The 25,906-nt window shown below is 52.1% G+C and carries 19 protein-coding genes; 12 read left to right on the top strand and 7 right to left on the bottom strand.

The annotated features are described in order from the left end of the window. The first annotated feature begins 12 nt into the window (after positions 1-12). From yrfG to pckA, 4 genes are all read left to right on the top strand, one after another. Positions 13-693, top strand: coding sequence for a GMP/IMP nucleotidase (yrfG, locus tag DY231_RS01605; protein WP_115627061.1), 681 nt, complete (start codon positions 13-15; stop codon positions 691-693). Then, positions 693-1,094, top strand: coding sequence for a ribosome-associated heat shock protein Hsp15 (gene hslR / locus DY231_RS01600; protein WP_115627060.1), 402 nt, complete (start codon positions 693-695; stop codon positions 1,092-1,094). Before yrfG ends, hslR begins: the two co-directional genes overlap by 1 nt. Before the next feature lie 58 nt (positions 1,095-1,152). Further along, positions 1,153-2,031, top strand: a complete 879-nt coding sequence (gene hslO / locus DY231_RS01595) for an Hsp33 family molecular chaperone HslO (RefSeq protein ID WP_034499148.1) — start codon at positions 1,153-1,155, stop codon at positions 2,029-2,031. A gap of 287 nt (positions 2,032-2,318) precedes the next feature. Further along, on the top strand, positions 2,319-3,938 hold the full coding sequence (pckA, locus tag DY231_RS01590) for a phosphoenolpyruvate carboxykinase (ATP) (protein WP_115627059.1): 1,620 nt from the start codon (positions 2,319-2,321) through the stop codon (positions 3,936-3,938). Positions 3,939-4,052: 114 nt separating this feature from the next. Here the strand turns inward: pckA and envZ are convergent, their stop codons facing one another. Continuing rightward, positions 4,053-5,405 (bottom strand): two-component system sensor histidine kinase EnvZ, encoded by a 1,353-nt coding sequence (gene envZ, locus DY231_RS01585; RefSeq protein WP_115627058.1) that lies wholly within the window; start codon positions 5,403-5,405, stop codon positions 4,053-4,055. Then, positions 5,402-6,121: an osmolarity response regulator transcription factor OmpR gene (gene ompR, locus DY231_RS01580; protein WP_001157751.1), complete on the bottom strand. Its 720-nt coding sequence runs from the start codon at positions 6,119-6,121 to the stop codon at positions 5,402-5,404. Before ompR ends, envZ begins: the two co-directional genes overlap by 4 nt. A gap of 236 nt (positions 6,122-6,357) precedes the next feature. Between ompR and greB the strand changes: the two genes are divergently transcribed. The 5 genes from greB to feoC all read left to right on the top strand — a co-directional run bounded on the left by greB (position 6,358) and on the right by feoC (position 12,636). Next, positions 6,358-6,831 carry a transcription elongation factor GreB gene (gene greB, locus DY231_RS01575; protein WP_034499154.1) on the top strand — a complete coding sequence of 158 codons (474 nt, stop codon included), beginning with the start codon at positions 6,358-6,360 and terminating at the stop codon, positions 6,829-6,831. A gap of 120 nt (positions 6,832-6,951) precedes the next feature. After that, positions 6,952-9,282: a Tex family protein gene (locus tag DY231_RS01570; protein ID WP_115627057.1), complete on the top strand. Its 2,331-nt coding sequence runs from the start codon at positions 6,952-6,954 to the stop codon at positions 9,280-9,282. A 504-nt stretch (positions 9,283-9,786) separates the two neighbouring features. Further along, positions 9,787-10,011: a ferrous iron transporter A gene (feoA, locus tag DY231_RS01565; RefSeq protein WP_034499160.1), complete on the top strand. Its 225-nt coding sequence runs from the start codon at positions 9,787-9,789 to the stop codon at positions 10,009-10,011. A gap of 54 nt (positions 10,012-10,065) precedes the next feature. Further along, complete coding sequence (feoB, locus tag DY231_RS01560) at positions 10,066-12,387, top strand: Fe(2+) transporter permease subunit FeoB (RefSeq protein ID WP_115627056.1); 2,322 nt, start codon at positions 10,066-10,068, stop codon at positions 12,385-12,387. Positions 12,388-12,396: 9 nt separating this feature from the next. After that, the gene (gene feoC / locus DY231_RS01555) at positions 12,397-12,636 is read left to right on the top strand and encodes a [Fe-S]-dependent transcriptional repressor FeoC (protein WP_115627055.1); all 240 of its coding nucleotides are present in this window, start codon (positions 12,397-12,399) and stop codon (positions 12,634-12,636) included. 5 nt (positions 12,637-12,641) lie between these two features. On the opposite strand, the gene bioH is transcribed toward feoC, so the two are convergent. Beyond that, entirely contained in the window at positions 12,642-13,436 is a 795-nt protein-coding gene (bioH, locus tag DY231_RS01550) for a pimeloyl-ACP methyl ester esterase BioH (protein ID WP_115627054.1), read from the bottom strand. Between the two features lie 38 nt (positions 13,437-13,474). Between bioH and gntX the strand changes: the two genes are divergently transcribed. Both gntX and nfuA read left to right on the top strand, forming a co-directional pair. Then, positions 13,475-14,143, top strand: a complete 669-nt coding sequence (gene gntX, locus DY231_RS01545; protein WP_115627053.1) for a DNA utilization protein GntX — start codon at positions 13,475-13,477, stop codon at positions 14,141-14,143. A 58-nt stretch (positions 14,144-14,201) separates the two neighbouring features. After that, the gene (nfuA, locus tag DY231_RS01540; RefSeq protein WP_034460317.1) at positions 14,202-14,777 is read left to right on the top strand and encodes a Fe-S biogenesis protein NfuA; all 576 of its coding nucleotides are present in this window, start codon (positions 14,202-14,204) and stop codon (positions 14,775-14,777) included. Between the two features lie 41 nt (positions 14,778-14,818). On the opposite strand, the gene malQ is transcribed toward nfuA, so the two are convergent. Then, the gene (malQ, locus tag DY231_RS01535) at positions 14,819-16,900 is read right to left on the bottom strand and encodes a 4-alpha-glucanotransferase (RefSeq protein ID WP_115627052.1); all 2,082 of its coding nucleotides are present in this window, start codon (positions 16,898-16,900) and stop codon (positions 14,819-14,821) included. A gap of 8 nt (positions 16,901-16,908) precedes the next feature. Next, on the bottom strand, positions 16,909-19,311 hold the full coding sequence (gene malP / locus DY231_RS01530; RefSeq protein WP_115627051.1) for a maltodextrin phosphorylase: 2,403 nt from the start codon (positions 19,309-19,311) through the stop codon (positions 16,909-16,911). 501 nt (positions 19,312-19,812) lie between these two features. Here malP and malT point away from each other — a divergent pair. Beyond that, a complete protein-coding gene (gene malT, locus DY231_RS01525) occupies positions 19,813-22,521 on the top strand; it encodes an HTH-type transcriptional regulator MalT (protein WP_115627050.1) in 2,709 nt (902 codons plus the stop codon). Here malT and DY231_RS01520 read toward each other — a convergent pair. Continuing rightward, complete coding sequence (locus DY231_RS01520) at positions 22,518-24,125, bottom strand: MFS transporter (protein WP_115627049.1); 1,608 nt, start codon at positions 24,123-24,125, stop codon at positions 22,518-22,520. The genes malT and DY231_RS01520 overlap by 4 nt on opposite strands. A 104-nt stretch (positions 24,126-24,229) precedes the next feature. Continuing rightward, a complete protein-coding gene (locus DY231_RS01515) occupies positions 24,230-25,897 on the bottom strand; it encodes an MFS transporter (RefSeq protein ID WP_115627048.1) in 1,668 nt (555 codons plus the stop codon). Positions 25,898-25,906 lie beyond the last annotated feature (9 nt).

The following is a 25,906-nucleotide window of genomic DNA, read 5'->3' as shown; positions in this document are numbered from 1 at the left end:
AGGCCCGAACCTATGCATATTGATATTGCCTGGCAAGATGTCGATACCGTATTGCTCGATATGGACGGCACGTTGTTGGATCTCGCGTTCGATAATCACTTCTGGCAAAAACTGGTGCCGCAAACAGTCAGTGAGCGAAGAAATATTCCACTGGATGAGGCGCACCAGCTGATCGCCCACGAATATCACGCCGTGCAACATACGCTAAACTGGTACTGTCTGGATTACTGGAGTGAGCGTCTGGGTTTGGATATTTGTGCGATGACCACAGCGGTTGGGGCAAACGCGGTGCTACGTGAAGACACCGTCCCGTTCCTGGATGCCCTGAAAGCCTGCGGTAAGCGGCGGATATTACTCACGAACGCGCATCCACATAATCTGGCGGTCAAACTGGAGCACACCGGTTTAGCCCAGCACCTTGATTTATTACTTTCCACCCACACATTTGGTTATCCGAAAGAAGATCAGCGGTTGTGGCAAGGTGTTGCCGAGCATACTGGGCTGGAACCTGCCAGAACGCTATTTATAGATGATAGCGAACCGATTCTTGATTCTGCTGCGAAGTTTGGCATTCGTTATTGCCTGGGCGTCACCAATCCAGATTCCGGCCAGGAAGACAAAATCTATCACCGCCATCCGGCATTGAATGACTACCGCCATCTACTCCCGAAGTTGATGTTTAAGAAGTCGTGATGAAAGAGAAAGCGTCTGAAGGTGTGCGTCTCGACAAATGGCTGTGGGCAGCGCGTTTTTATAAAACACGAGCCATCGCCCGGGAAATGGTTGAAGGCGGCAAGGTGCATTACAACGGGCAACGCAGCAAACCGAGTAAGCTCGTTGAGCTAAACGCGATGCTGACATTACGCCAGGGGAATGACGAGAAAACCGTCAAAGTTCTGGCCATAACCGAGCAACGTCGCCCCGCTACCGATGCCTCGCAGCTGTATGAAGAGACCGCGGAAAGTATCGCTAAACGGGAGAAAGTGGCGCTGGCGCGCAAAATGAATGCGCTGACAATGCCCCACCCCGACCGTCGCCCTGATAAAAAAGAGCGGCGCGATTTGATGAAATTTAAACACGGTGGCAACGAGTAGACCCCATCGACAACTTGAAAGATGAAGGGTATAGCTGCCATCTGAATGAGAGAAAATTATGACCCAACACGACCAATTGCACCGTTATTTGTTTGAAAACTTCGCCGTACGCGGTGAGCTGGTAACGGTTTCCGAGACCTGGAAACAGATCATGGAAAACCATGATTACCCGGCACCGGTGAAAACTATTCTCGGTGAATTGCTGGTCGCAACCAGCCTGCTGACCGCAACCCTCAAGTTTGATGGCGATATTACCGTGCAATTACAAGGTGATGGCCCGATGACTCTCGCGGTGATTAACGGTAACAATAACCAGCAAATGCGTGGTGTCGCGCGCTTTAAAGGTGAAATCCCTGCCGATGCGGATCTGAAAACTCTGGTGGGCAATGGCTACCTAGTTATCACCATCACACCAGCACAAGGTGAACGCTACCAGGGCGTGGTTGGGCTGGAAGGCGATACGCTCGCGGCATGTCTGGAAGATTACTTCTTACGTTCCGAGCAGTTACCAACGCGCCTGTTTATCCGTACTGGCGACGTAGATGGCCAACCCGCTGCTGGCGGCATGTTGCTGCAAGTCCTGCCAGCACAAGATGCGCAGGCCGATGACTTCAATCATCTCGCGGCGTTAACTGAAACCATCAAGGCTGAAGAACTGCTGACTTTACCGGCAAACGATGTGCTGTGGCGTTTGTATCACGAAGAAGAAGTGACACTTTACGATCCGCAAAACGTCGAGTTTAAGTGCACTTGTTCCCGCGAACGTTGTGCCGATGCACTGAGAACGCTGCCTGATGAAGAAGTGGATAGCATCATTGCCGAAGAAGGTGAAATCGACATGAACTGCGATTACTGTGGCAATCACTACGTGTTCAACTCTATGGACATCGCTGAAATCCGCAGCAACGCCTCCCCGGCTGACCCGCAGGTGCATTAATTCTCTTTTGCCCTTCCTGCTAAAGGAAGGGCAATTCATCGTTTCATATAAATGCGCTCTCGCTCACACCTCGTCCGTTAATCGCACTATTTTTTAACATATTCAGAATATTTTCCCTGCCTCATTAGCATTTCCTGCCATACTCTCACCCCGTTGTGACTCGCTTCACAGCGTTTTCCGCTATATGGATTTGGGTGGATGCTCAATTCTATGATAGGTGTCGCGGTTAACAACCAATAAACAACCCTACAATCTCAAGCAGTACAAATTGGCTAAGGAGCAGTGAAATGCGAGTTAAAGGCATAACAGCGCAAGATCTCAAGGCTTATGGTATTCATGATGTAAGCGAAGTCATTTACAACCCCGATTACGACACCTTGTACCATGAAGAGCTAAATCCCAATCTGGAAGGTTTTGAGCGCGGCGTAGAAACAAACCTCGGTGCAATTGCTGTTGATACCGGTATTTTTACCGGCCGTTCCCCAAAAGATAAATACATCGTCCGCGACGACACTACCCGCGATACGCTGTGGTGGGCGGATAATGGCAAAGGCAAAAACGACAATAAACCGCTGAGTGAAGAAACCTGGCAGCATCTGAAAGGACTCGTCACCAATCAACTCTCTGGCAAACGCCTCTTTATTATTGATGCTTTCTGCGGTGCGAATGCTGATACCCGTCTCTCGGTGCGTTTTATTACCGAAGTGGCCTGGCAGGCTCATTTCGTTAAGAACATGTTTATCCGTCCAACTGACGAAGAGCTGGAAGCATTCGAAGCTGATTTTGTGGTGATGAACGGCGCGAAATGCACCAACCCACAATGGAAAGAGCAGGGTCTGAATTCTGAAAACTTCATCGCCTTTAACCTGACCGAGCGCGTGCAATTAATTGGCGGCACCTGGTACGGCGGTGAAATGAAGAAAGGGATGTTCTCTATCATGAACTACCTGTTACCGCTCAGAGGCATTGCTTCCATGCACTGTTCGGCAAACGTCGGCGAAAAAGACGATGTCGCCGTGTTCTTTGGTTTGTCTGGCACGGGCAAAACCACGCTTTCTACCGATCCAAAGCGCCGCCTGATTGGCGATGACGAACACGGCTGGGACGACGACGGTGTGTTCAATTTCGAAGGCGGCTGCTACGCGAAAACCATTCGTTTATCCAAAGAAGCCGAGCCGGAAATCTTTAATGCGATTCGCCGCGATGCGCTGCTGGAAAACGTCACGGTTCGCGCCGACGGTTCCATCGACTTTGATGACGGATCTAAAACTGAAAACACGCGTGTCTCCTACCCGATTTACCATATTGAAAACATCGTTAAACCGGTTTCTAAAGCAGGCCACGCCACCAAAGTCATCTTCCTTACCGCTGATGCTTTCGGTGTTTTACCCCCGGTTTCACGCCTGACGGCAAACCAAACGCAGTACCACTTCCTGTCTGGCTTTACCGCCAAACTTGCAGGTACTGAGCGTGGCATTACCGAACCGACGCCAACTTTCTCTTCTTGTTTTGGTGCGGCATTCTTGTCTCTGCACCCGACGCAATACGCAGAAGTGCTGGTGAAACGCATGCAGGCTGCGGGCGCTCAGGCGTATCTGGTTAACACTGGCTGGAACGGCACCGGCAAACGTATCTCCATCAAAGACACGCGTGCGATTATTGATGCGATTCTTGATGGTTCTCTGGACGATACAGAAACGTTCACACTACCAATCTTTGGCCTTGCAGTGCCGACAGCACTGGCAGGTGTTGACGAAAACATTCTGGATCCGCGTAAGACTTACGCAACGCCTGAACAGTGGCAGGAAAAGTCAGAGCAACTGGCTAAGTTGTTTATCGAAAACTTCGAGAAATACACCGACACCCCAGCGGGTGCAGCGCTTGTGAGTGCAGGGCCGAAGATCTAATATTTGAATAGCGAATGAGTTTATAAGGTGGATTAGCGCAAGTGACATCCACCCTCTACGCTAAACCAACCGACAAAAAAGCGAACCCCAAGAGGTTCGCTTTTTCTTTATCACTCAGCTTTCTTTAATCTGGCTGAAGGTTTTGTTCATCGGCACTGGCAAATAAGCCCGAATCCGTAAACCGCCCCGCTCACTCACACCGATATCCAACAGACCGTTATGGTTGTCGATAATACGTTGTACGATTGCCAACCCCAGACCGGTGCCGCTGGTAGTACGCGCACTGTCGCCGCGCACAAACGGCTGGAACAGGTGTTTAAGCTGCTCAGGCTTAATGCCCGGGCCGTCATCTTCGACCTGGAACCAGGCGCGGTTAAGCTCGCCGCCACTGCTGACTTTAATCCAGCCATTTCCATAACGCGCGGCATTCACCACCATATTGGCGACGGCTCGTTTAATGGACAGCGGATGGATATTCACCAGTAATTCGCCTGCTTGAAGATCGGTTTCAATCTCCCGCTCGTAACCGCTTTCTGCAGCCACCACTTCACCCAACACACTGTTGAGATCGGCAGTTTCCAGTGGCATCTCTTGCCCGGTACGCAGGTAATCGATGAACTGTTCGATGATCGCATTACACTCTTCGATATCTTTATTTATCGATTCAGAGAGATAACCATCTTCTTCACTCATCATTTCTGTTGCCAGACGAATACGAGTGAGCGGCGTACGCAAATCGTGGCTGACCCCCGCCATTAACAGCGTGCGGTCATCGGCCAGTTGCTTCACACCAGCGGCCATATGGTTGAACGCCCGGGTAACTGAACGCACCTCCGACGCACCATATTCACGAAGCGGCGGCGGAATAATCCCTTTACCGACCTGCAAAGCGGCATGCTCGAGATCAACCAAGGGTCGGTTCTGTATTCGAATAAACAGCCACGCACCGCCTATCGCCAGCAGCATTATGGCAAGCGTATAGCGGAACAGCGGTGAGAAGTCGCCCTGGTGAATTTCAGTCAGCGGAACGCGAACCCAGATATTTGGCGACAGCCACGTCTTCAGCCAGACAACCGGCGAGCTTTTGTTAACCTCAACGCGAACTTCGGTTGGGCCACCCAATTGCTGCGCCATTTGATGACTTAAGAATTCGTAATGCTGCGCCCAGCGCAACCCCGCGTCTTCCGCCGCTTCATTGGAATACAAAGAGATTCCCAACTCACGGTAGATTTCACGCCGAAATGCAGGCGGAACCACCAGTTGCGTCCCATCTTCAAGTTGCAGTTTATCGGTCATCAGCATACGGACTTCGTAAGCCAGTACCTTATTAAACTGTTGCAAACTCGGCAGAATGGCGAAGTTCAACACCACAAGGTAGGTCGTCACCAGGCTGACAAACAGCAAGGTGACGATCAATAACAGCGTGCGGGCAAACGAGCTTCTGGGGGAGAAGCGGACTCGCCTCATGCCTTGGAACCGTCCGGCACGAATACGTAGCCCAGGCCCCATACGGTCTGGATATAGCGTGGATGTGCAGGATCTTCTTCGACCATACGGCGCAGGCGAGAAATCTGTACGTCGATAGAGCGTTCCATCGCACTGTATTCACGACCACGGGCCAGGTTCATCAGTTTGTCGCGTGATAACGGCTCGCGCGGATGGCTCACCAGCGCTTTTAGCACTGCGAACTCGCCGCTGGTTAATGGCATAGGCTCATCTTCACGGAACATCTCTCGGGTGCCGAGGTTCAGCTTAAACTTACCAAACGCGATAACCGCTTCTTCCTGGGAAGGTGCACCTGGCAGTTCGTTGGCCTGACGGCGCAGAACAGCACGGATACGGGCGAGCAGTTCACGCGGGTTAAACGGTTTTGGAATGTAGTCATCCGCGCCAATTTCCAGCCCTACGATGCGGTCAACTTCTTCGCCTTTCGCGGTAACCATAATGATTGGCATCGGGTTGCTTTGGCTACGCAGGCGACGGCAGATAGACAAACCATCTTCGCCTGGCAACATCAAATCAAGGACCATCAAGTGGAAGGATTCACGGGTTAGCAGGCGATCCATCTGTTCTGCGTTAGCAACGCTACGGACCTGGAAGCCTTGTTCGGTGAGGTAACGTTCCAGCAGCGCACGCAGGCGCATGTCGTCATCCACGACCAGAATCTTATAATTCTCTTGCATTCTTATACTCCCAAAGGCTCGAACAGTGAGTGCGTATTCTTAAAAAACTGCGGCGTTACGACCAGTCAAATCTGGTATATATTCTAGTCGAAATTGTTACAAAGCATATTAAACAGATGGTTATAGGTACTTTTTAACACAGAATAATGACTTACTTCGCAAATCGACAGGATTGCCATCACCCTGATATTTCGGTTTAAATCATCTTTATTGTTCTACCCATTCAAGGCTTGACGATGAAAACGCCATTAATTACCCGCGAAGGCTATGAAAAGCTCAAACAAGAAAAGGACACCTTGTGGCGTGAAGAACGTCCGGAGGTGACTAAAAAGGTCACCTGGGCCGCAAGTCTTGGCGATCGCAGTGAAAATGCCGACTACCAGTACAACAAAAAACGGCTGCGAGAAATAGATCGAAGAGTGCGATATCTCACGAAATGCCTCGAACAGCTGAAAATTGTCGATTATTCGCCACAACAAGAAGGCAAAGTGTTCTTTGGGGCGTGGGTAGAAATTGAAAATGATGACGGAAACCAACTGCGTTTTCGCATCGTCGGCTATGACGAAATTTTTGGCCGCAAAGATTACATTTCTATCGATTCACCTATGGCACGTGCACTGCTGAAAAAAGAAGTGGGTGATCTCGCTATCGTGCAAACGCCCGCCGGTGAAGCGCAGTGGTACATCAATGAAATCGAGTATGTGAAATAGCACACAGGCCGGCAACAGAACAGTCCGATTCATCACCTCTCGGGCGCTGTGGCTGGCATTTTCACCCTCCAATCCGTATAACTACACTCTGAAATTTCGACTCAAACAGATGAAAAAACCATGATGAATGATTCACTCTGCCGCATTATTGCCAGCGAGCTTAAGGCCAAAGATGAACAGGTTGAAGCCGCCGTTCGCCTGCTCGATGAAGGGAATACCGTGCCGTTTATTGCACGCTATCGTAAGGAAGTCACTGGCGGTCTGGATGACACCCAACTGCGTCAGCTGGAAACTCGTCTGGGCTATCTGCGCGAATTAGAAGACCGCCGTCAGACAATCCTCAAGTCTATTACCGAACAAGGTAAAATGAGTGACGAGCTTGCCGCCGCCATCAATGGCACGCTGAGTAAAACCGAGCTTGAAGACCTCTATTTGCCGTATAAGCAAAAGCGCCGTACTCGCGGGCAAATTGCTATCGAAGCAGGTCTGGAACCGCTGGCCGAGCTGCTATGGAACGACCCGTCCCACACGCCTGAAGAAGAAGCCGCCCGTTACGTTGATGCCGACAAAGGCGTTGCTGATACCAAAGCCGCACTGGATGGCGCTCGCTATATTCTGATGGAGCGTTTCGCCGAAGACGCGGCGTTGCTCGCAAAAGTGCGTAACTATTTATGGAAGAACGCGCACCTGGTTGCCAATGTTGTTGCGGGTAAAGAGGAAGAAGGCGCGAAATTCCGCGACTACTTCGACCATCACGAACCGATTGCTACCGTCCCGTCACACCGCGCCCTCGCCATGTTCCGTGGTCGTAACGAAGGCATTTTACAGCTCGCGCTAAATGCCGACCCGCAGCACGATGAACCACCGCGTGAAAGCTATTGCGAACAAATCATTATCGACCATCTCGGTTTGCGCCTGAACAATGCTCCGGCAGATGCCTGGCGTCGTGCCGTGGTGAGCTGGACCTGGCGTATCAAAGTGCTGATGCACCTCGAAACTGAGCTGATGGGTACCGTGCGTGAACGCGCCGAAGACGAAGCGATTAACGTGTTCGCCCGTAACATGCATGATTTGCTGATGGCCGCTCCTGCTGGCCTGCGCGCGACAATGGGTCTCGATCCGGGTCTGCGTACCGGCGTAAAAGTCGCCGTGGTAGATTCCACCGGTAAACTGGTCGCCACCGATACTATTTACCCGCACACCGGGCAAGCTGCGAAAGCGGCGGTCGCTGTTGCGGCACTTTGCGAGAAGCACAACGTAGAATTAGTGGCTATCGGCAACGGCACGGCATCGCGTGAAACCGAACGTTTCTTCCTTGATGTGCAGGCGCAGTTCCCGAAAGTCACCGCGCAGAAAGTGATTGTCAGTGAAGCGGGTGCATCGGTGTATTCCGCATCTGAGCTGGCAGCACTGGAATTCCCGGATCTCGATGTTTCAATTCGTGGCGCCGTGTCGATTGCTCGTCGCCTGCAAGATCCACTCGCAGAGTTGGTGAAAATCGACCCGAAATCTATCGGTGTCGGCCAGTATCAGCACGATGTTAGCCAGTCTCAGTTAGCGAAAAAACTCGATGCCGTAGTCGAAGACTGCGTAAACGCCGTGGGCGTGGATCTGAACACCGCCTCTGTGCCGTTACTGACTCGCGTCGCAGGTTTAACGCGCATGATGGCGCAGAACATCGTGAACTGGCGTGACGAAAATGGCCGCTTCCAGAATCGCCAGCAACTGCTGAAAGTCAGTCGTTTAGGGCCGAAAGCGTTCGAGCAATGCGCGGGCTTCCTGCGTATTAACCACGGCGATAACCCGCTGGATGCCTCCACCGTTCACCCGGAAGCGTACCCGATTGTTGAGCGCATTCTGGCGGCAACCGAGCAAGCATTGCAGGATTTGATGGGCAATGGTGAAGCACTGCGCGGCCTAAGCCCACGCGATTTCACCGATGAACGTTTTGGTGTGCCAACGGTGACTGACATCATCAAAGAGCTGGAAAAACCAGGCCGTGACCCGCGCCCGGAATTCAAAACCGCGAAGTTTGCTGATGGCGTAGAAACCATGAACGACCTTCAGCCTGGCATGGTGCTGGAAGGCGCTGTCACCAACGTGACTAACTTTGGCGCGTTTGTGGACATCGGTGTGCATCAGGATGGCTTAGTCCATATCTCCTCGCTTTCAGACAAATTCATCGACGACCCGCATAAAGTGGTGAAAGCCGGTGATATCGTCAAAGTGAAAGTGATGGAAGTGGATATGTCGCGTAAGCGTATTGCACTGACTATGCGTCTGGATGAGCAACCTGGCGAATCCAACCGCCGTGGTTCCGCACCGCGTGAGCAAACTGAACGTCGCCCGGCGCCGCAACAAAAACCGCGCGGACGTGATAACGCCAGCAGCAGTAGTGCAGGCAACAGTGCGATGAGTGATGCACTGGCAGCGGCTTTTAAAAAGCGCTAATCATTGATGAACAATTCCACCCTCTCCCACTCAATGGCGGGAGGGTGGATTTCCCTGACCCCAGATTCAGCACAATTTGTTTGTTTTAAGCTGGCATGGTCTAAATAACATTTCGTTATCACCCTAACCAATTCATCCCAATTAGAATAAGTTTGCGGCAGATCAATTTCTGCAACAATTTAAAAACAGCCCCGATATTTATCAAATCTGTAACAGATGAAATAACCAGACAACATTAACGAAGATTAATTAATAAAACTACGCATTTACAAAAAACACAACCCACTGTTAATTATTGATTTTTTATAAAAACCCCACCAAACACCTCGAGAAAATAATAAACAACTTCACTGTGGAAAATAAGCTAAACGACTTATTCATCACAAAAATAATTATTGAAGACAGAAACCATTCTCATTATCATTGATTTGTTCGTTATTTCTCCTTTATCCAACGAAAACTCTCGTTAGCATAAATACCAGAGCGCAGCTCTAAGTAGGTCCTATGCAATTCTTGCCAAGTAGTGCGTGGAAAATTACCGGCTTTGCCAGCGAAATTAGCCCGTCATATCGCCAGAAATTATTATCGCTCGGTATGTTGCCCGGCTCTTCATTCAACGTTGTACGTGTCGCGCCATTAGGCGACCCGATTCATATTCAAACACGTCGCGTCAGTCTGGTATTACGCAAAAAAGATCTCGAACTACTGCACGTTGAAGCCATTGCCTGATTGGCGGGGTGAGCGCTCGCGCTCGTTGCTATTTTCTTTAAGTTCACGAAAAAAATGAAAAAATTAACTATCGGCTTAATCGGTAACCCTAACTCCGGGAAAACCACGTTATTCAACCAACTCACCGGCTCACGCCAACGAGTGGGTAACTGGGCGGGCGTTACCGTAGAACGTAAAGAAGGTCAGTTTTCAACGCTGGCGCATCAGGTCACATTGGTCGACTTGCCGGGTACTTACTCGCTGACCACCATTTCATCGCAAACTTCTTTGGATGAACAAATTGCCTGTCACTACATTTTGAGTGGTGAAGCAGACTTACTGATAAACGTCGTCGACGCCTCCAACCTTGAGCGCAATCTGTACCTGACACTGCAATTGCTGGAACTCGGCATTCCGTGTGTCGTCGCGCTCAACATGCTCGACATCGCCGAAAAGCAAGACATTCGCATTGATATCGATGCGCTGGCTGCACGCCTGGGCTGCCCGGTTGTGCCACTGGTTTCGACCCGCGCGCGTGGTATGGAGGGGCTGAAGCTGGCCATCGACCGCCGCCTGCCAAACACGCACACCGATTTAGTGCTTTACCCACCAAGACTGCTTGAAGAGGCCGACAATCTGGCCGCGCAAATGCCTGCCGATATGTCTGCCCAACAGCGTCGTTGGCTGGCTCTGCAAATGCTGGAAGGCGATATTTACAGCCGCGAATATGCAGGCCACGCCGCCGATAAACTGGACGCAGTGCGTGCACAACTGGCCGAAGAAAACGAAGATCCGGCGCTGCTGATTGCCGACGCGCGTTACCAAACCATTGCCGCGATTTGTGACTCCATCAGCAACAGTCTGACCGCCGAACCACATCGTTTAACGGCAATGATGGATAAAATCATCCTGAACCGATTCCTCGGTTTGCCTGTTTTCCTGCTGGTGATGTACGTGATGTTCTTGCTGGCAATTAACATCGGCGGCGCATTACAGCCAATTTTTGACGGCGGTTCAGCGGCCATCTTTATCCACGGTATTCAGTGGATTGGCGCCACCCTGCACTTCCCGAGCTGGCTGACGATTTTCTTAGCCCAGGGGATCGGCGGCGGTATCAACACCGTGCTGCCACTGGTGCCGCAAATCGGCATGATGTACCTGTTCCTTTCGTTCCTTGAAGACTCCGGTTACATGGCGCGCGCGGCATTCGTTATGGACCGCCTGATGCAATCCCTCGGCTTGCCGGGTAAATCATTCGTACCGTTGATTGTCGGCTTCGGTTGTAACGTGCCGTCGGTAATGGGTGCGCGTACGCTGGATGCCCCGCGTGAACGCCTGATGACCATCATGATGGCGCCGTTTATGTCATGCGGTGCACGTCTGGCGATTTTTGCGGTGTTTGCCGCCGCGTTCTTCGGCCAGGAAGGCGCGTTAGTCGTCTTCTCGCTCTATATTCTCGGCATCGTGATGGCGATCCTTACCGGCCTGATGCTCAAACACACCATCATGCGCGGTGAAGCAACGCCATTTGTGATGGAACTGCCGGTCTATCACGTCCCGCATCTGAAAAGTCTGTTACTGCAAACCTGGCAGCGCCTGAAAGGGTTCGTGCTGCGTGCCGGTAAAGTGATCGTGATTGTGAGTATTTTCATTGGCGCACTGAACAGCTTCTCGTTTAGCGGCAAAGAAGTCGACAACATCAACGACTCGGCACTGGCCTCCGTGAGTCGCGTGCTGACGCCGTTGTTGCAGCCGATTGGTGTCCACGAAGATAACTGGCAAGCGACCGTTGGCCTGTTCACTGGGGCAATGGCAAAAGAAGTCGTTGTCGGTACGTTGAACACGCTATACACCGCTGAAGATATGCACGAAGAACCGTTTGATGCGGCAAGTTTCAGCCTGACCGATGAATTAGGTGCCGCCGCAGGCGAAACCTGGCAGAGCCTGAAAGACACCTTCAGCCTGAGCGTGTTGGCCAACCCAATCGAAGCCAGTAAAGGCGACGGCGAAATGGCAAGCGGTGCGATGGGCGTTATGAGCAGCAAATTTGGCAGCCCGGCTGCGGCCTACAGCTACCTGATTTTTGTTCTGCTCTATATCCCATGTATTTCGGTGATGGGCGCCGTTGCCCGTGAATCCAGCCGTGGCTGGATGATGTTCTCGGTGCTGTGGGGGCTGAACATCGCTTACTCACTGTCCACGCTTTACTACCAGACGGTAACGTTTAGCGCTCATCCGAAGTACAGCCTGGTCTGTATTCTCGCGGTGGTGTTGTTCAACGTGTTGTTGATTGGTGGTTTGCGTAAGGCACGTAGCCGTGTGGATGTCAGCCTGATGACGACCCGCAAAACAGTCGAAGCGGCCTGCTGTAAAAGCACCGCTGGCGATTGCCACTAAGGAGATGGTATGGCGAGTTTAATTGAGATTCGTGATGCACTGGCGCTGCAAGGGCGACTGGATGCGGCGCAAATTAGCCAACAGCTCGCCACGCCGTTGCCGCTGGTGAACGCCATGCTGAGTCGCCTTGAAGCAATGGGCAAAGCGATGCGTATCACCGAAGACCAGAGTGATTGCCTGACCGGCAGCTGTAAAAGCTGCCCGGAAGGGAAAAAATGTGTTCGGGAAGTGTGGGCGCTGCGGGCATAAGATTTTTAAAGGGTGGATGACGCCTGGGACTTATCCATCCTGCAAAATTCCTCAACCACCCGGCAAAATTCCTGCGGGTGCGAAATAAACGGTGCATGAGCCGCTTTCGGGAAAATCACCGCCTCGCTTTGCGGCCAACGTTCATCCAGCAAACCGGCAATTTTGCGCGGCACTAGCCCATCTAAATGCCCATATAAACGCAAGAATGGCACTTCAAGATGGCTCAACGGCTCACGTAAATCTGCCGTTTTCAGGATTTCCAGCCCCCCGTTTAGCACCTCTACACTCGGCATTGGCTGCTCGAGAACAACCGCCTTCAGACGGCGAGCGTCCTGGCGCGCGGTTTCAGTCCCCAGAGTTTGCAGCGCAAGAAAACGCTCAACCGTCCGCTGAAAATCTTCACTGAGCTGGTGCTGGAAATTCGCCAGCACTTCAGGTTTGATCCCCGGCCATTCGTCGTTTGCGGCAAAACAGGGCGAGGAGGCAACCGTGACCAACCCTTTTACGCGCTGCGGATGGCTGAGTGCAATCCGGCTGGCCACCAGCCCGCCTAAACTCCAGCCCAGCCAAATCGCCTGCTCTGGAGCTTGCGCCAGCACGATATCGGCCATCTCCTCAAGCGTCAGCGCGCCGAAATCCTGGCTGCGACCATAGCCCGGCAAATCGACAAGATGAAGACGAAAATGCGAGCCGAGTTCCTCGCAAATGCAATGCCACACTTCCGCGTTCAGTCCCCATCCGTGCAGCAGCACAAGATCGTCTTTTCCTTCACCTTTTGTCTGCCACCAAAGCGTGCTCATCAGTTACTGTTCTCATTTTTCTACGCAAGGAAGCGAACATGCTAACAATCCCAGGGCTGTGTTGGCTATGCCAGATGCCTCTCGCATGCGCACATTGGGGCGTTTGTTCATGCTGCGCCAAAGCGTTACCCGCGCCGCCGTGCTGCCCGCGCTGTGGATTACCCTGCGCTAACATACATTCACCCTGCGGACGCTGCCTGCAACAGCCACCCTTCTGGGATTCTATCGTGTTCGTCACCGATTATTGCCTGCCGCTCAATCGGCTCATCCAGCGATTTAAATTTAATGCCACCGTCGCGTTGGCTCAGGCTTTGGCACGTTTGTTATTACTTAAGGTTCTTTCCACAAGACACCAGAAACCCGACTGTATTGTGTCCGTTCCGCTGCATTCACGCCGCGCCTGGCGTCGTGGATTTAACCAAAGTGATCTGCTGGCAAATCACCTTTCACGCTGGCTGCAATGTGACTATTTTCCCAAGGGAATCAGCCGAATCCGCGCGACGCAAACCCAGCGTCAGCTCAACGCACGAAGGCGGCGAAATAACCTTAAAGGTGCTTTCAGGGTTGATTTTCCGGTAGCAGGCCGCCATATAATTATTGTGGATGATGTCGTCACGACGGGCAGTACGGTGGCGGAAATTGCGCGGCTGCTGAAAAAGCAGGGCGCGGCGACTATCCAGGTGTGGTGCCTTTGTCGAACCTTGTAGACCCTCGATGATGGGCGTATTATAACCGACTAAAATAGTCAACTATTGAGCAATCGTTATGATCCGTATTTCCGATACAGCACAATCCCACTTTGCCAAACTGCTGGCAGGTCAGGAAGAAGGGACGCAAATTCGCGTATTCGTCATCAATCCTGGTACTCCAAATGCGGAGTGCGGGGTGTCTTACTGCCCGCCGGATGCGGTAGAAGCGTCAGATACTGCCCTGAAATTCGAGCAGTTGACCGCGTATGTTGATGAACTGAGCGCACCTTATCTTGAAGACGCCGAAATTGATTTTGTTACCGACCAACTCGGCTCACAGCTCACGCTGAAAGCACCGAACGCTAAAATGCGTAAAGTGTCCGACGACGCACCGCTGATGGAACGCGTTGAATACATGCTGCAAGCGACGGTTAACCCGCAGCTGGCAGGCCACGGCGGCCGTGTGACGCTGATGGAAATCACTGACGAAGGCTTTGCGATTCTGCAATTCGGCGGCGGTTGTAACGGCTGTTCAATGGTCGACGTGACCCTGAAAGAAGGCATCGAAAAACAATTGCTGGCAGAGTTCCCGGAATTGAAAGGCGTTCGTGATTTGACCGAACACCAGCGCGGCGAGCATTCGTATTATTGATTGAAATGTCGGATGTCGCTACGCGACATCCGACATTTCTCTTATCTCTTCTTACGTCGCTTATCCAAATCCTTCAGCAACTTATTCACTTCTTCATCAGCGAACATCGCCTCAAGAGAAGTCGATAACTTGCGTCGCCAGTTTTTATACTGGTAGCTGGTACCCGGAATGTTCACCGGCTCCGCCATCCCCAACCAATCTTCCGGTTGCAGACCCAACAACGCACTGTTGCTGTCGGCAATGTAACGCTGCATTCCGCGATTAAGCGTTGGCGTCATCGCCATCAGCGAGGCTTTGTGCCCGGCGCGTTTTGGCAGACAGCCATATTCATGCAGTCCATCCAGCAAACCTTGTTTGGCGCGTTCGCGATCCTGATACAGCTCGGTCAACATCTCTTCATCAGGATAAAGCCCCAGCGTTTTACCCAGCGCTAAATCACCGCTTTCCCAGTACCCTCGCAGCGTCGGTAAATCGTGGGTCGTCGCCACCGCCATAGATTGTTTCGGCCACGATTTCGGGGCGCGGAACTGTTTTTCCTGATCGTGCTCGAAATACAGCACTTTGTACGAGTAAACGCCGCTGTCGCGCAGCTTGCCGACGATCTCAACCGGCACGGTTCCCAGATCCTCACCGATCACCATGCAGTTATGACGCTTACTTTCCAGCGCCAGGATCGACAGCAGATCGTCCACCGGATAATGCACGTAAGCACCTTTATCGGCAGTTTCGCCGTAAGGTATCCACCATAAGCGCAGCATCGACATCACGTGGTCAATGCGCAGCGCGCCGCAACTGGTCATGTTAGAACGCAACAGTTCGATAAACGGTTGATAGGCGCGCGCGGTAATCACATGCGGGTCCATCGGCGGCAAACCCCAGTTCTGGCCGAGCGGGCCAAGAATATCCGGCGGCGCACCGACCGAGGCTTTCAGGCAGTAAAGCTCACGGTCACACCAGGTTTCCGAGCCGCCTTCCGCCACGCCAACTGCTAAGTCGCGATACAAACCAATCGGCATTTTGAAGCCCTGGCTGGTTTGCCAGCACGCATCAAACTGCGCATAGGCCAGATATTGCAGCCACAGATAGAAATTCACTTCATCACTGTGTTCGGTACAAAACTCTTTCACTTCCGGGTTGTGCGCGTCGCGGAAGCCTTCCGGCCACACCGGCCAGCCCCAACGCATTTCATCTTCTTTAACCTGATAAGCATGCAGCGCATCAAACGCCGCCTGGTAATACAGGCTGTCGCCACCTTCCTGGACAAACTTATGGAAGGCAACAACTTGCTCATCACGCGCACCACGCCGCGAGAATTGCTTCCACGCCATGCGAAGTGCGGCCATTTTCAGCACGGTAACGGTGGCATAATCCACCCACTGTGCATCGCGGACTTCGCTCAGCATTTGTTGCGTGACCGGCATTTTCCACCAGTCTTGCGCTTCATCACTAAGCAAGAAATCATCTACCGCGTTCACGTCGATATAAATCACGTTCAACCAACGGCGTGACGACGGGCTATACGGACTGGCGCTTTCGGGATTCGCCGGATACAGCGCGTGGATTGGGTTCAGGCCGATAAACGAACCGCCCCGCTTTGCCACATCCACCAGCATGCGCTGCAAATCACCGAAATCACCGATTCCCCAGTTATGTGCCGAACGAAGTGTGTAAAGCTGTACACACGCGCCCCATAGCTTTTCATCACGCAGAAGTGCCGCGGATTCGTAACAACGTTTCGGCGCCACAATCACACGGCATTGCCAGTGGTGTTCATTCTGGCTAACCGTGAGGTCGTGATAGCCTTCCGGCAGCGCGGCGGGCAGCGTCAGTTTTTTACCCGCCAGCGCATGCCCTTTATGTTGCTTACCGTCTTCGGTCGTTAACTGCCAGTTGTAATCGCCGTTGCCTTCCAGCATCGTCGCCATACGGGTGCCAGAAGTAAACACCAGAACATTTGCCACTGGTGTCACCGCCACCTTTTTCACGGCGGTGGGACGGCTCATGGCTTCCAGCAAACGCTGCTTGGTATCCGCAGGAATGGCCTGCGGTTTGCCGTGGGCGTTAATATAGTTGGGGCTAATTCCCGCCTCGAGGGCGGCGTTATCAAGACGTTTGCTGTCCATGCGTTCCCTTAGCGTTTTGCCTGCCAGATGCGTTGCTGATAATCACCGATAGAGCGATCGGAGCTAAACATGCCGCAGCGAGCCGTGTTAAGAATGGCGGCACGCGTCCACGCCTCCTGGTCGAGATACAGTGCATCCGCCAATTTTTGCGCTTGCGCATAAGCGGTGAAATCTGCCATCACCAAATACGGGTCGCCGCCTTGTTTGCCGATGCTGTGCAGCATCTGGTCGAACGCGTGTTTATCGCCGTCGGCATAAATACCTTTCTCAAGCTCTTTGAGCACGGCATCCAGCGCTTTGTCTTTCTTGCGCCATTTCACCGGGTCGTAGCCTTTGGCTTTCAGGGCTTTCACTTCTTCCACGGTATGACCGAAGATAAAGATGTTTTCCTCGCCCACTTTCTCGGCGATTTCGACGTTCGCGCCATCCAGCGTGCCGACCGTCAACGCGCCGTTAAGCGCCAGTTTCATGTTGCCAGTGCCGGACGCTTCTTTACCCGCAGTCGAGATTTGCTCGGAAATATCCGCCGCCGGGATCATTACCTCTGCCGCAGAAACGCAGTAGTCCGGCAGGAACACCACTTTCAACTTGTCGCCAACCACCGGATCGTTATTGATGGCGTGCGCCACTTTGTTGATCGCAAAGATAATGTTTTTCGCAAGGTAGTAGCCCGGTGCGGCTTTAGCACCGAACAGATACACGCGCGGCACGCGGTCAGCCGTCGGGTTTTCGCGGATTTCTTTATACTGCGCGAGAATATGCAGCAAGTTCAGGTGCTGGCGTTTGTATTCGTGCAGGCGTTTGATTTGCACGTCGAACAGCGCATCCGGGTTGATGATAATGCCGGTGCGTGCTTTGACGAACGCCGCCAGTTTCACTTTGTTCTGATATTTGATGTCGCGGTATTCTTTGCGGAATTTCGCGTCGTCGGCATATTTTTCCAGCCCTTCGAGCACATCCAGATCGTTAGCCCACTCTTTCTTCAATTTCTTATCAAGCAGAGCAGCCAATGCCGGATTGCATTGTTTAATCCAGCGGCGTGGCGTAATGCCGTTGGTAACGTTATGGAATTTGTTCGGCCACAGTTGGTGATATTCCGGGAACAGATCTTTCACCACTAAATCGGAGTGCAACGCCGCCACACCGTTTACCGCGAAGCCACTTACCACGCACATGTTCGCCATGCGAACTTGTTTGTCATGAACCACCGCCAGTTTTGCCCAAACGGCTTCGTCGCCTGGCCAGGTTTTATCCACCAGCTTCTTAAAGCGGGCATTGATCTCATTGATAATTTGCATGTGTCGAGGCAACAGCGCCTTTACCAGCTTCTCGTCCCAGCACTCCAGCGCTTCAGGCATCAACGTGTGGTTGGTGTAGGCGAAGGTTTTGCTGGTGATGGCCCAGGCATCGTCCCAGCTCATCTGGTGCTCGTCGATCAGCACGCGCAACAGTTCTGGAATGGCAATAGTCGGGTGCGTGTCGTTAAGCTGAATAACTTCGTAATCGGCCAGCTCAGAAACCTTACGACCCGAAAGATGGTGACGGCGTAAAATATCGCCCACCGAGCATGCACACTGGAAGTACTGCTGCATCAAACGCAACTTCTTACCGTTCAGATGGTTATCGTTCGGGTAGAGCACTTTCGTCAGTTTTTCGGCGTCGATACCCTGTTGTTCTGCTTTCAGGAAATCGCCGTCGTTGAATTTCGTTAAATCAAACGGATGCGCGTGTTTCGCCTGCCACAAACGCAGTGGTTGCGCCACGCCGTTACGGTAGCCAAGCACGGGTAAATCCCAGGCTTCGCCGTGGAAAATAAACGCCGGTTCCCAGCGCACGGTTTTGCCGTCTTTAATCACTTTACCACCGACGCCAACCTGCACGTCGAGTGCCGAGTTATGCTGGAACCACGGATAGCTTCCGCGCTTCCAGTCATCAGGCGCTTCCATTTGATGACCATCCTGGAAGGACTGGCGGAACAGGCCGTACTGGTAATTCAGGCCGTAACCGATCGCCGATTGCCCAACCGTAGCCATGGAATCCAGGAAGCACGCCGCAAGACGCCCTAACCCGCCGTTACCCAATGCCGGGTCAGTTTCTTCTTCCAGCAGGTCAGTGAGATTGATATCAAACGCTTTGAGTTCGTCAGCCACGTCCTGATACCAGCCGAGGTTCAGCAAGTTATTGCCCGTCAGGCGGCCAATCAGGAACTCCATTGAGATGTAGTTTACGTGGCGCTGTTTCTTCTCTGGTTTCGCAACAGGCTGTGCCGCCAGCAGTTCTGCCAGCGCGCCGCTGACGGCATGCCACCATTGTTGCTGAGTCATTTCGGAGGCGGAATGCAGCCCATAACGCTGCCACTGACGTGTCAGTGCAGCCTGAAATTGTGCTTTATTGAAGGTCGTCTGTGACATAGTGACTCGGGTCCTGTGAGGTTCTAATTTCATTACCCGCTAGTGTGCCGGGTGCCCTGGGCTAATTCCTCCTCCTGAGGGGGATTACGGAGGGAGGAGTAGCGGGGAGTAGCTGAAAATGTGATCGCCGCCACTTAAAGTTAGGTGCTCTTGCCAGAAATGCCCACCAGTCCTGACTTCTCCATGTCCGACAGTAACTATTCCAGATGGATTCAACTAATGAATAGATTTGTGAGCAGGAGCAACTTACAACGTCTGAAACCCTGAACAATCTTGCAATAACCCTCAATCTGAACGACTTTGTAGTAAGTATTAATTACGAAGCGTAAAAAAAATCATATTCGTACATATACCCGAGCAACTTCAAGATGCAGGTAGGCGGCAATCGAATGAATCCCGATGAGCTTACTCAAGTAAGTGATTCGGGTGAATGAGAGCGGCCAACAACCCTGCATCTTGAAGGGTGACGGGTATATTTCATACACAGTGAAGTGACAGACCATGCTGATTCCCTCCAAATTAAGTCGTCCAGTACGCCTGGAAAATACAGTGGTCCGCGACCGGCTGTTGATGAAATTATCAACAGCCAATAACTATCGACTGGCATTGATAACCAGCCCGGCGGGCTATGGAAAAACAACGCTAGTTTCGCAGTGGGCGGCAGGGAAAAATGAACTCGGTTGGTACTCCCTTGATGAAGGCGATAACCAACAAGAACGTTTCGCCAGCTATTTGATAGCAGCAATTCAGCAAGCAACGTCTGGTCACTGTGTTACCAGCGAAGTGATGGTGCAAAAGCGCCAGTATTCGAGCCTGACTGCGTTATTCGCCCAGCTATTTATTGAAATGGTGGAATGGCATCGTCCGCTATTTTTAGTCATCGATGATTACCATCTGATTACCAACCCGGTCATTCACGAAGCGATGCGCTTTTTCATCCGCCACCAGCCAGAAAACCTGACTCTGGTGGTGCTGTCGCGCAATTTGCCGCAGTTGGGTATCGCTAACTTACGCGTGCGCGATCAGCTGCTGGAAATCGGTAGCCAACAGCTTGCTTTCACCCACCACGAAGCGAAGCTGTTTTTCGACCATCGCCTGAATTCCCCCCTCGAACACGTCGACAGCAACAGTCTGTGTGACGACGTCGCAGGTTGGGCAACCGCGCTGCAACTTATCGCGCTCTCCGCCAGGCAAAACAGTAACTCTTCGGCACATCATTCCGCGCGCCGCCTTTCTGGGATTAACGCCAGCCATTTGTCTGACTATCTGGCCGATGAAGTGCTGGATAAAGTCGATGCGCAAACCCGTAACTTCCTGTTGCGCAGCTCGATTCTGCGTTCCATGAACGATGCGCTGATTGTGCGCGTCACCGGCGAAGAAAATGGCCAGATGCGCCTGGAAGAGACAGAGCGTCAGGGTTTGTTTATTCAGCGTATGGACGACAGTGGTGAGTGGTTCCGTTTCCACCCGCTGTTTGGCAATTTCTTGCGTCAGCGTTGCCAGTGGGAGCTGGCAACTGAATTGCCGGATATCCATCGCGCCGCCGCAGAAAGCTGGATGGCGCAAGGCTTCCCAAGTGAAGCCATTCACCACGCTTTAGCCGCAGGCGACGCGACCTTGCTGCGCGATATTTTGCTGCATCATGCCTGGGCGCTGTTTAATCACAGCGAGCTCACGCTGCTGGAAGAGTCGTTAAAAGCGCTGCCGTGGGAAAGTTTGCTGGAAAATCCAAAACTTGTCCTCCTGCAAGCATGGTTGATGCAAAGCCAGCACCGCTACAGCGAAGTGAACACGCTGCTGGCCCGCGCCGAGCAAGAAATGAATGTCGTGATGGACGACACCATGCACGGTGAGTTCAATGCGCTACGCGCTCAGGTTGCCATTAATGACGGTAATCCTGATGAAGCCGAACGCCTGGCGATGATTGCCCTCGACACGCTGCCGCTCGCCAGTTTTTATAGCCGCATTGTCGCCACTTCCGTCCACGGCGAAGTGCTGCATTGCAAAGGCGAGCTGACCAAATCGTTGTCCGTGATGCAGCAAACTGAACAAATGGCGCGCCGCCATGACATGTGGCACTACGCGTTATGGGGCTTATGCCAGCAGAGTGAAATTTTGCTGGCGCAGGGTTTCCTGCAATCGGCCTGGGAGTCCCAGGAGAAAGCCTTTGCGCTTATCGAAGAGCAACACCTTGAGCAACTTCCTCTGCATGAGTTTTTACTGCGTATTCGTGCGCAACTGCTGTGGGCGTGGTCGCGTCTGGATGAGGCGGAAGCCACCACGCGAATGGGTCTGGAAGTGCTTTCCGGCTACCAGCCACAACAACAGTTACAGTGCCTGGCGCTGTTAGTGCAATGTTCGCTGGCGAGAGGCGATTTAGATAACGCGCGTAATCACCTGAACAGACTTGAAAACTTGCTCGGCAACGGTGCATTCCATAGCGACTGGGTTTCTAACGCGGACAAAGTCCGGGTGATTTACTGGCAAATGACGGGAGATAAAAAATCTGCTGCCAACTGGCTGCGTCTGACGCCCAAGCCAGAATTTGCCAACAACCATTTCCTCCAAAGCCAGTGGCGTAATATCGCCCGCGCACAAATTTTGCTGAGTGATTTCGAACCGGCTGAAATGGTGCTCGAAGAGTTAAACGAAAATGCCCGCAGCCTGCGTTTAATGAGTGATCTCAACCGCAACTTGCTGCTGCTGAACCAGCTTTACTGGCAAGCCGGGCGTAAGAGCGATGCCCAGCGCGTGTTGCTGGAAGCGTTGGCGCTGGCGAATCGCACCGGGTTTATCAGTCACTTTGTGATTGAAGGGGAAGCGATGGCGCAGCAATTACGCCAGTTGATTCAGCTCAACACGCTACCCGAATTAGATCAGCATCGTGCGCAGCGTATTTTGCGTGAGATTAACCAGCACCATCGCCATAAGTTCGCCCACTTCGACGAAAACTTCGTTAACCGTTTATTGAATCACCCTGAAGTGCCGGAGTTAATCCGCACCAGCCCTTTGACTCAGCGCGAATGGCAAGTTTTAGGGCTGATTTATTCGGGTTACAGCAATGAGCAAATCGCGGGTGAACTGGATGTCGCGGCCACCACGATTAAAACGCATATTCGTAATTTGTATCAGAAGTTGGGCGTCGCGCACCGCCAGGATGCGGTGCAGCATGCGCAGAAATTACTGAAGATGATGGGCTACGGGGTTTAACCTTCGGAGTCATTCCTTTTTCCGGTAGGGATGTTTTTTGTCCCTGCTAAAAATAACAATGTGAAGATAGCCATCGCCCATAAGCCTGAGCGCGTTACTTTTGCGCGTGAACGTTGATAAACGTGATTTAACGCGGGTAAATCCTGAGATTTAACCCCGGTCTGAACCATAAAGGCATTAAACGTGGTGTCGCCAAGATAGGGGATGACCGCCAAATGCTGCATTATCTGCCGTGTTTGTGAACTCAGCGGCACATCCTGGGTCTGGTTTTTCATGCTTAACGTTAAGGTGGTTAGCATCACCATACTCACCAATGCGACCCCTAAAGCCTGCCCAATATCCCGAGCTGCCGCCTGAATCCCTCCCGACTGGCGCGATTCTTTTTCCGGCAATCCGCTGGTAACTAAAAACGGCGCATTTGCAGCAATAATGCCCATGCTGGCACCAATAAAACATAAGCCAAGGGTTATCAGCGCCAGGCTGAAAATGTGCTCATTAATTCCGGCAGCTGTCACTAGCGCCCCCAGAATCCCGGCACACAGGCCGATACGGCACTCTTTGCGCGGATTACGCTTATGTAAAATAATGGGTAAACCTAAAGAACAACTGGCAAGACATAACGCAAACGGAACAATCAGCCAGCCGGTTTCTATCGCATTGAGTCCAATAACCAGCTGTGAAAAGCTCACCACACAGAAAATACCTGAGCTGTAGGCGAAGAAAATATAGGCCGTTAAGTAGAGTCCTGCTCGAACTTGCGGCGTGTGAAGAAAAGCGCGTGGCACCATTGCACTCCCGGTGCGTCGCTCACGAATACGCTCCCAGCGCAGCATGAGAAACAACACCAATCCTCCCACCGCAACCAGAAATAACGCAGGGCTTAGTGAGAACAAGGTAAAAGGAGGGTTAAACGGGGTCAGGAGTCCCCAACTCGAAATTTGCAGGATGCCGAAAATCACTAAAAAAAGGCCAAGAGTGGCCAGAATAAAACCCGGAAAATCAAAACGAATAGCCTGACCACTTTGCTCTGGTTCTTTAATCAGCAACGAGCAACTTAAAACCCCGATGAGCAGCAGACTCATCGCACCGAAGGCCCAGCGCCAGCCCAGCGTATCCAGCAAAGCCCCACAGACAATCGGCCCAAGCGCGAAAGAAACACCGCTTGCCGCGCCCAATGCGCCAAAGGCCATAGCCTGCTGGCGGCCACGATAAAGCCCGGTAATTAACCCAAACACCGAGGGGATCATAAAACTACCGCCAATCCCCGCAAGAATGCGCGCAACCCAAATAAAGACATCTATGGATGGCGAGAGGATGGCGCAAAGTTCTGCAAGTAAATAGATTGCACATCCTAAACGGAAATTGCGACGCCAGCCGATTACTCCACCGAGCATGCCGCCCGCAATCATAAATGTCCCTGCCACCAGCGGATACATGGTGTTGGCGGTACTGACCTGGCTCATTGATGCACCGAGATCGTTCATCAGCGCATGAGTGGCAATACTTAATGTGACGTTATCGGCAGAAGCGATAAATTGGGCTAAACAAAGTACCGCTAGCGGCAACCAAAAAGCGACTTGAGGAGAGGAGGAATGTGTTGTCATATTTTTCTCGTTGCTCTGGAAGCGCCAAAGCGCACATTCAATAAAGAATGCGCGCTGGCAATGATCAGCTTGAGCGACAGCAAAAACTCATTAATTCATTTGAGTTACAGCGCTTTATTCTTACGTTTATCTTCAACTTCATCAGACTGATTGGTTTTAGTACGTGTAGGCAGATTACGAGTCCCAAACAGGAACAATAAGGTCATAACCGCAGTCGCCACCATCCCCGCTCGAGTCGCATTTAAACGCGCATGCTGGTAGTCATTGGTTAATGCTGGAACATCATGCTGAGAAATTCCATTTTTTAACATGAGTTTAGAGAAATTGGCGTCACTCAGATAAGGTATAACGGCCATTTGAGAGACCTTAGCCTGAGAGTCCGGGCTTAGCTGGCTGTCATTGCGGGTGGCACTTTGTACACTCATCGTCACAGCAGTCAGCATCACCATACCGCAAACGGCCACACCAATGGCCTGACCAACGTTACGGGAAGTCGCCTGCACACCTCCTGATTGCTGCGCATCGCGGGCCGGTAATGCACTGGTGACAATGTAGCTGGAATAAGCAGAAACCACACCCATGCTAATCCCAATAAAACACATGCCCAGCGGGACAATCGCGGTAAAACTTGCGGGCTGGAAACCAAAAATACACAGTACGGAACCGATGGTTCCAATCACCAGCGCGCCCTGACACATACGTTTTGGATTAGCGTTTTTGTAGACGACTGGCAAGCCAAGCGAAAAGATCACCACACCCAGCGCGAACGGTAAAATCATCAAGCCGGTCTGGATGCTATTGAGGCCGACAACAACCTGAACAAAGCTGACTGTAACGAAAATACCGGAGCCGTAAGCGAGGAAAATAAACGCCGTCAGGCACAGACCGTTACGGACTTGCGGTGTGGACAAGAAAGAGAGAGGAATAAGTGCGCTGCCAACTTTCGCTTCGCGATAACGCTCCCATTTCAGCATGATAGCCAGCACAACCAAACCAAACAGCACGAGGAACGGCGCTGGGCTGCAACCGAAAATCGTGAACGGTGCATCGAACGGGGTGAAAAGACCCCAACTTGAAACTTTCAGGAAACCTAAGATCACACTAAACAGGCCGATGACCGTTAACACGACGCCCGGCAGATCAAAAGTCACTTTGCGTTCTGGTTTGGCAGGCGTGGGAACCAAAAAAGAACCCGCAAAAATAACCACGCACAAACAGGCGATCGCGGCAAAAGCATAACGCCAGCCAAGATGATCCACCAACAAACCACACACGATTGGTCCGGCAACAAACGAGACTCCGCTTGCAGCACCAATGGCTCCAAACGCGACCGCCTGCTGTGAGCCTTTGTAGTTACTGGCGATAAGACCCAAAACTGAAGGGATCATAAAGCTCCCCCCGATACCTGAAAGCAAACGCGCCCCGTAGGTGAACACTTCCATATTAGGGGAGAAAAATGCCGTCAGTTCAGCGAGGAATAACAAAGAGCAGCCGATACGAAATGTTTTCTTCCAGCCAACAATCAAACCCACCATACCCGCAGCAACCATCAGCGAGCCAGCAGCCAGCGAATACATGGCATTGGCGATACTCACCAGCGCCATAGAAGCGTGAAGATCGCTGACCAGCGCCCCCGTTGCAATACTCAGGGTCGCGTTATCACCTGAGGTTGAGAGCTGAGCAAGGCACAAAACCAGCAGAGGTAGCCATTGCATTCCGGTCGACGTTTTTACACCGGATGAACCACCCAGTGAAGGGGCATATGAACTCATAGCAAATTA

This window comes from Buttiauxella agrestis (genome assembly GCF_900446255.1).
Classification (GTDB): Bacteria; Pseudomonadota; Gammaproteobacteria; order Enterobacterales; family Enterobacteriaceae; genus Buttiauxella; species Buttiauxella agrestis.
The sequence above is the reverse complement of the archived record's forward strand: the minus strand, read 5'-3'. Positions and strand labels throughout refer to the sequence as shown.

Coding starts and splice junctions, on each gene's coding strand:
- yrfG (WP_115627061.1), top strand. CDS start 13: ATGCATATTGATATTGCCTGGCAAGATGTCGATACCGTATTGCTCGAT.
- hslR (WP_115627060.1), top strand. CDS start 693: ATGAAAGAGAAAGCGTCTGAAGGTGTGCGTCTCGACAAATGGCTGTGG.
- hslO (WP_034499148.1), top strand. CDS start 1,153: ATGACCCAACACGACCAATTGCACCGTTATTTGTTTGAAAACTTCGCC.
- pckA (WP_115627059.1), top strand. CDS start 2,319: ATGCGAGTTAAAGGCATAACAGCGCAAGATCTCAAGGCTTATGGTATT.
- envZ (WP_115627058.1), bottom strand. CDS start 5,405: ATGAGGCGAGTCCGCTTCTCCCCCAGAAGCTCGTTTGCCCGCACGCTG.
- ompR (WP_001157751.1), bottom strand. CDS start 6,121: ATGCAAGAGAATTATAAGATTCTGGTCGTGGATGACGACATGCGCCTG.
- greB (WP_034499154.1), top strand. CDS start 6,358: ATGAAAACGCCATTAATTACCCGCGAAGGCTATGAAAAGCTCAAACAA.
- DY231_RS01570 (WP_115627057.1), top strand. CDS start 6,952: ATGATGAATGATTCACTCTGCCGCATTATTGCCAGCGAGCTTAAGGCC.
- feoA (WP_034499160.1), top strand. CDS start 9,787: ATGCAATTCTTGCCAAGTAGTGCGTGGAAAATTACCGGCTTTGCCAGC.
- feoB (WP_115627056.1), top strand. CDS start 10,066: ATGAAAAAATTAACTATCGGCTTAATCGGTAACCCTAACTCCGGGAAA.
- feoC (WP_115627055.1), top strand. CDS start 12,397: ATGGCGAGTTTAATTGAGATTCGTGATGCACTGGCGCTGCAAGGGCGA.
- bioH (WP_115627054.1), bottom strand. CDS start 13,436: ATGAGCACGCTTTGGTGGCAGACAAAAGGTGAAGGAAAAGACGATCTT.
- gntX (WP_115627053.1), top strand. CDS start 13,475: ATGCTAACAATCCCAGGGCTGTGTTGGCTATGCCAGATGCCTCTCGCA.
- nfuA (WP_034460317.1), top strand. CDS start 14,202: ATGATCCGTATTTCCGATACAGCACAATCCCACTTTGCCAAACTGCTG.
- malQ (WP_115627052.1), bottom strand. CDS start 16,900: ATGGACAGCAAACGTCTTGATAACGCCGCCCTCGAGGCGGGAATTAGC.
- malP (WP_115627051.1), bottom strand. CDS start 19,311: ATGTCACAGACGACCTTCAATAAAGCACAATTTCAGGCTGCACTGACA.
- malT (WP_115627050.1), top strand. CDS start 19,813: ATGCTGATTCCCTCCAAATTAAGTCGTCCAGTACGCCTGGAAAATACA.
- DY231_RS01520 (WP_115627049.1), bottom strand. CDS start 24,125: ATGACAACACATTCCTCCTCTCCTCAAGTCGCTTTTTGGTTGCCGCTA.
- DY231_RS01515 (WP_115627048.1), bottom strand. CDS start 25,897: ATGAGTTCATATGCCCCTTCACTGGGTGGTTCATCCGGTGTAAAAACG.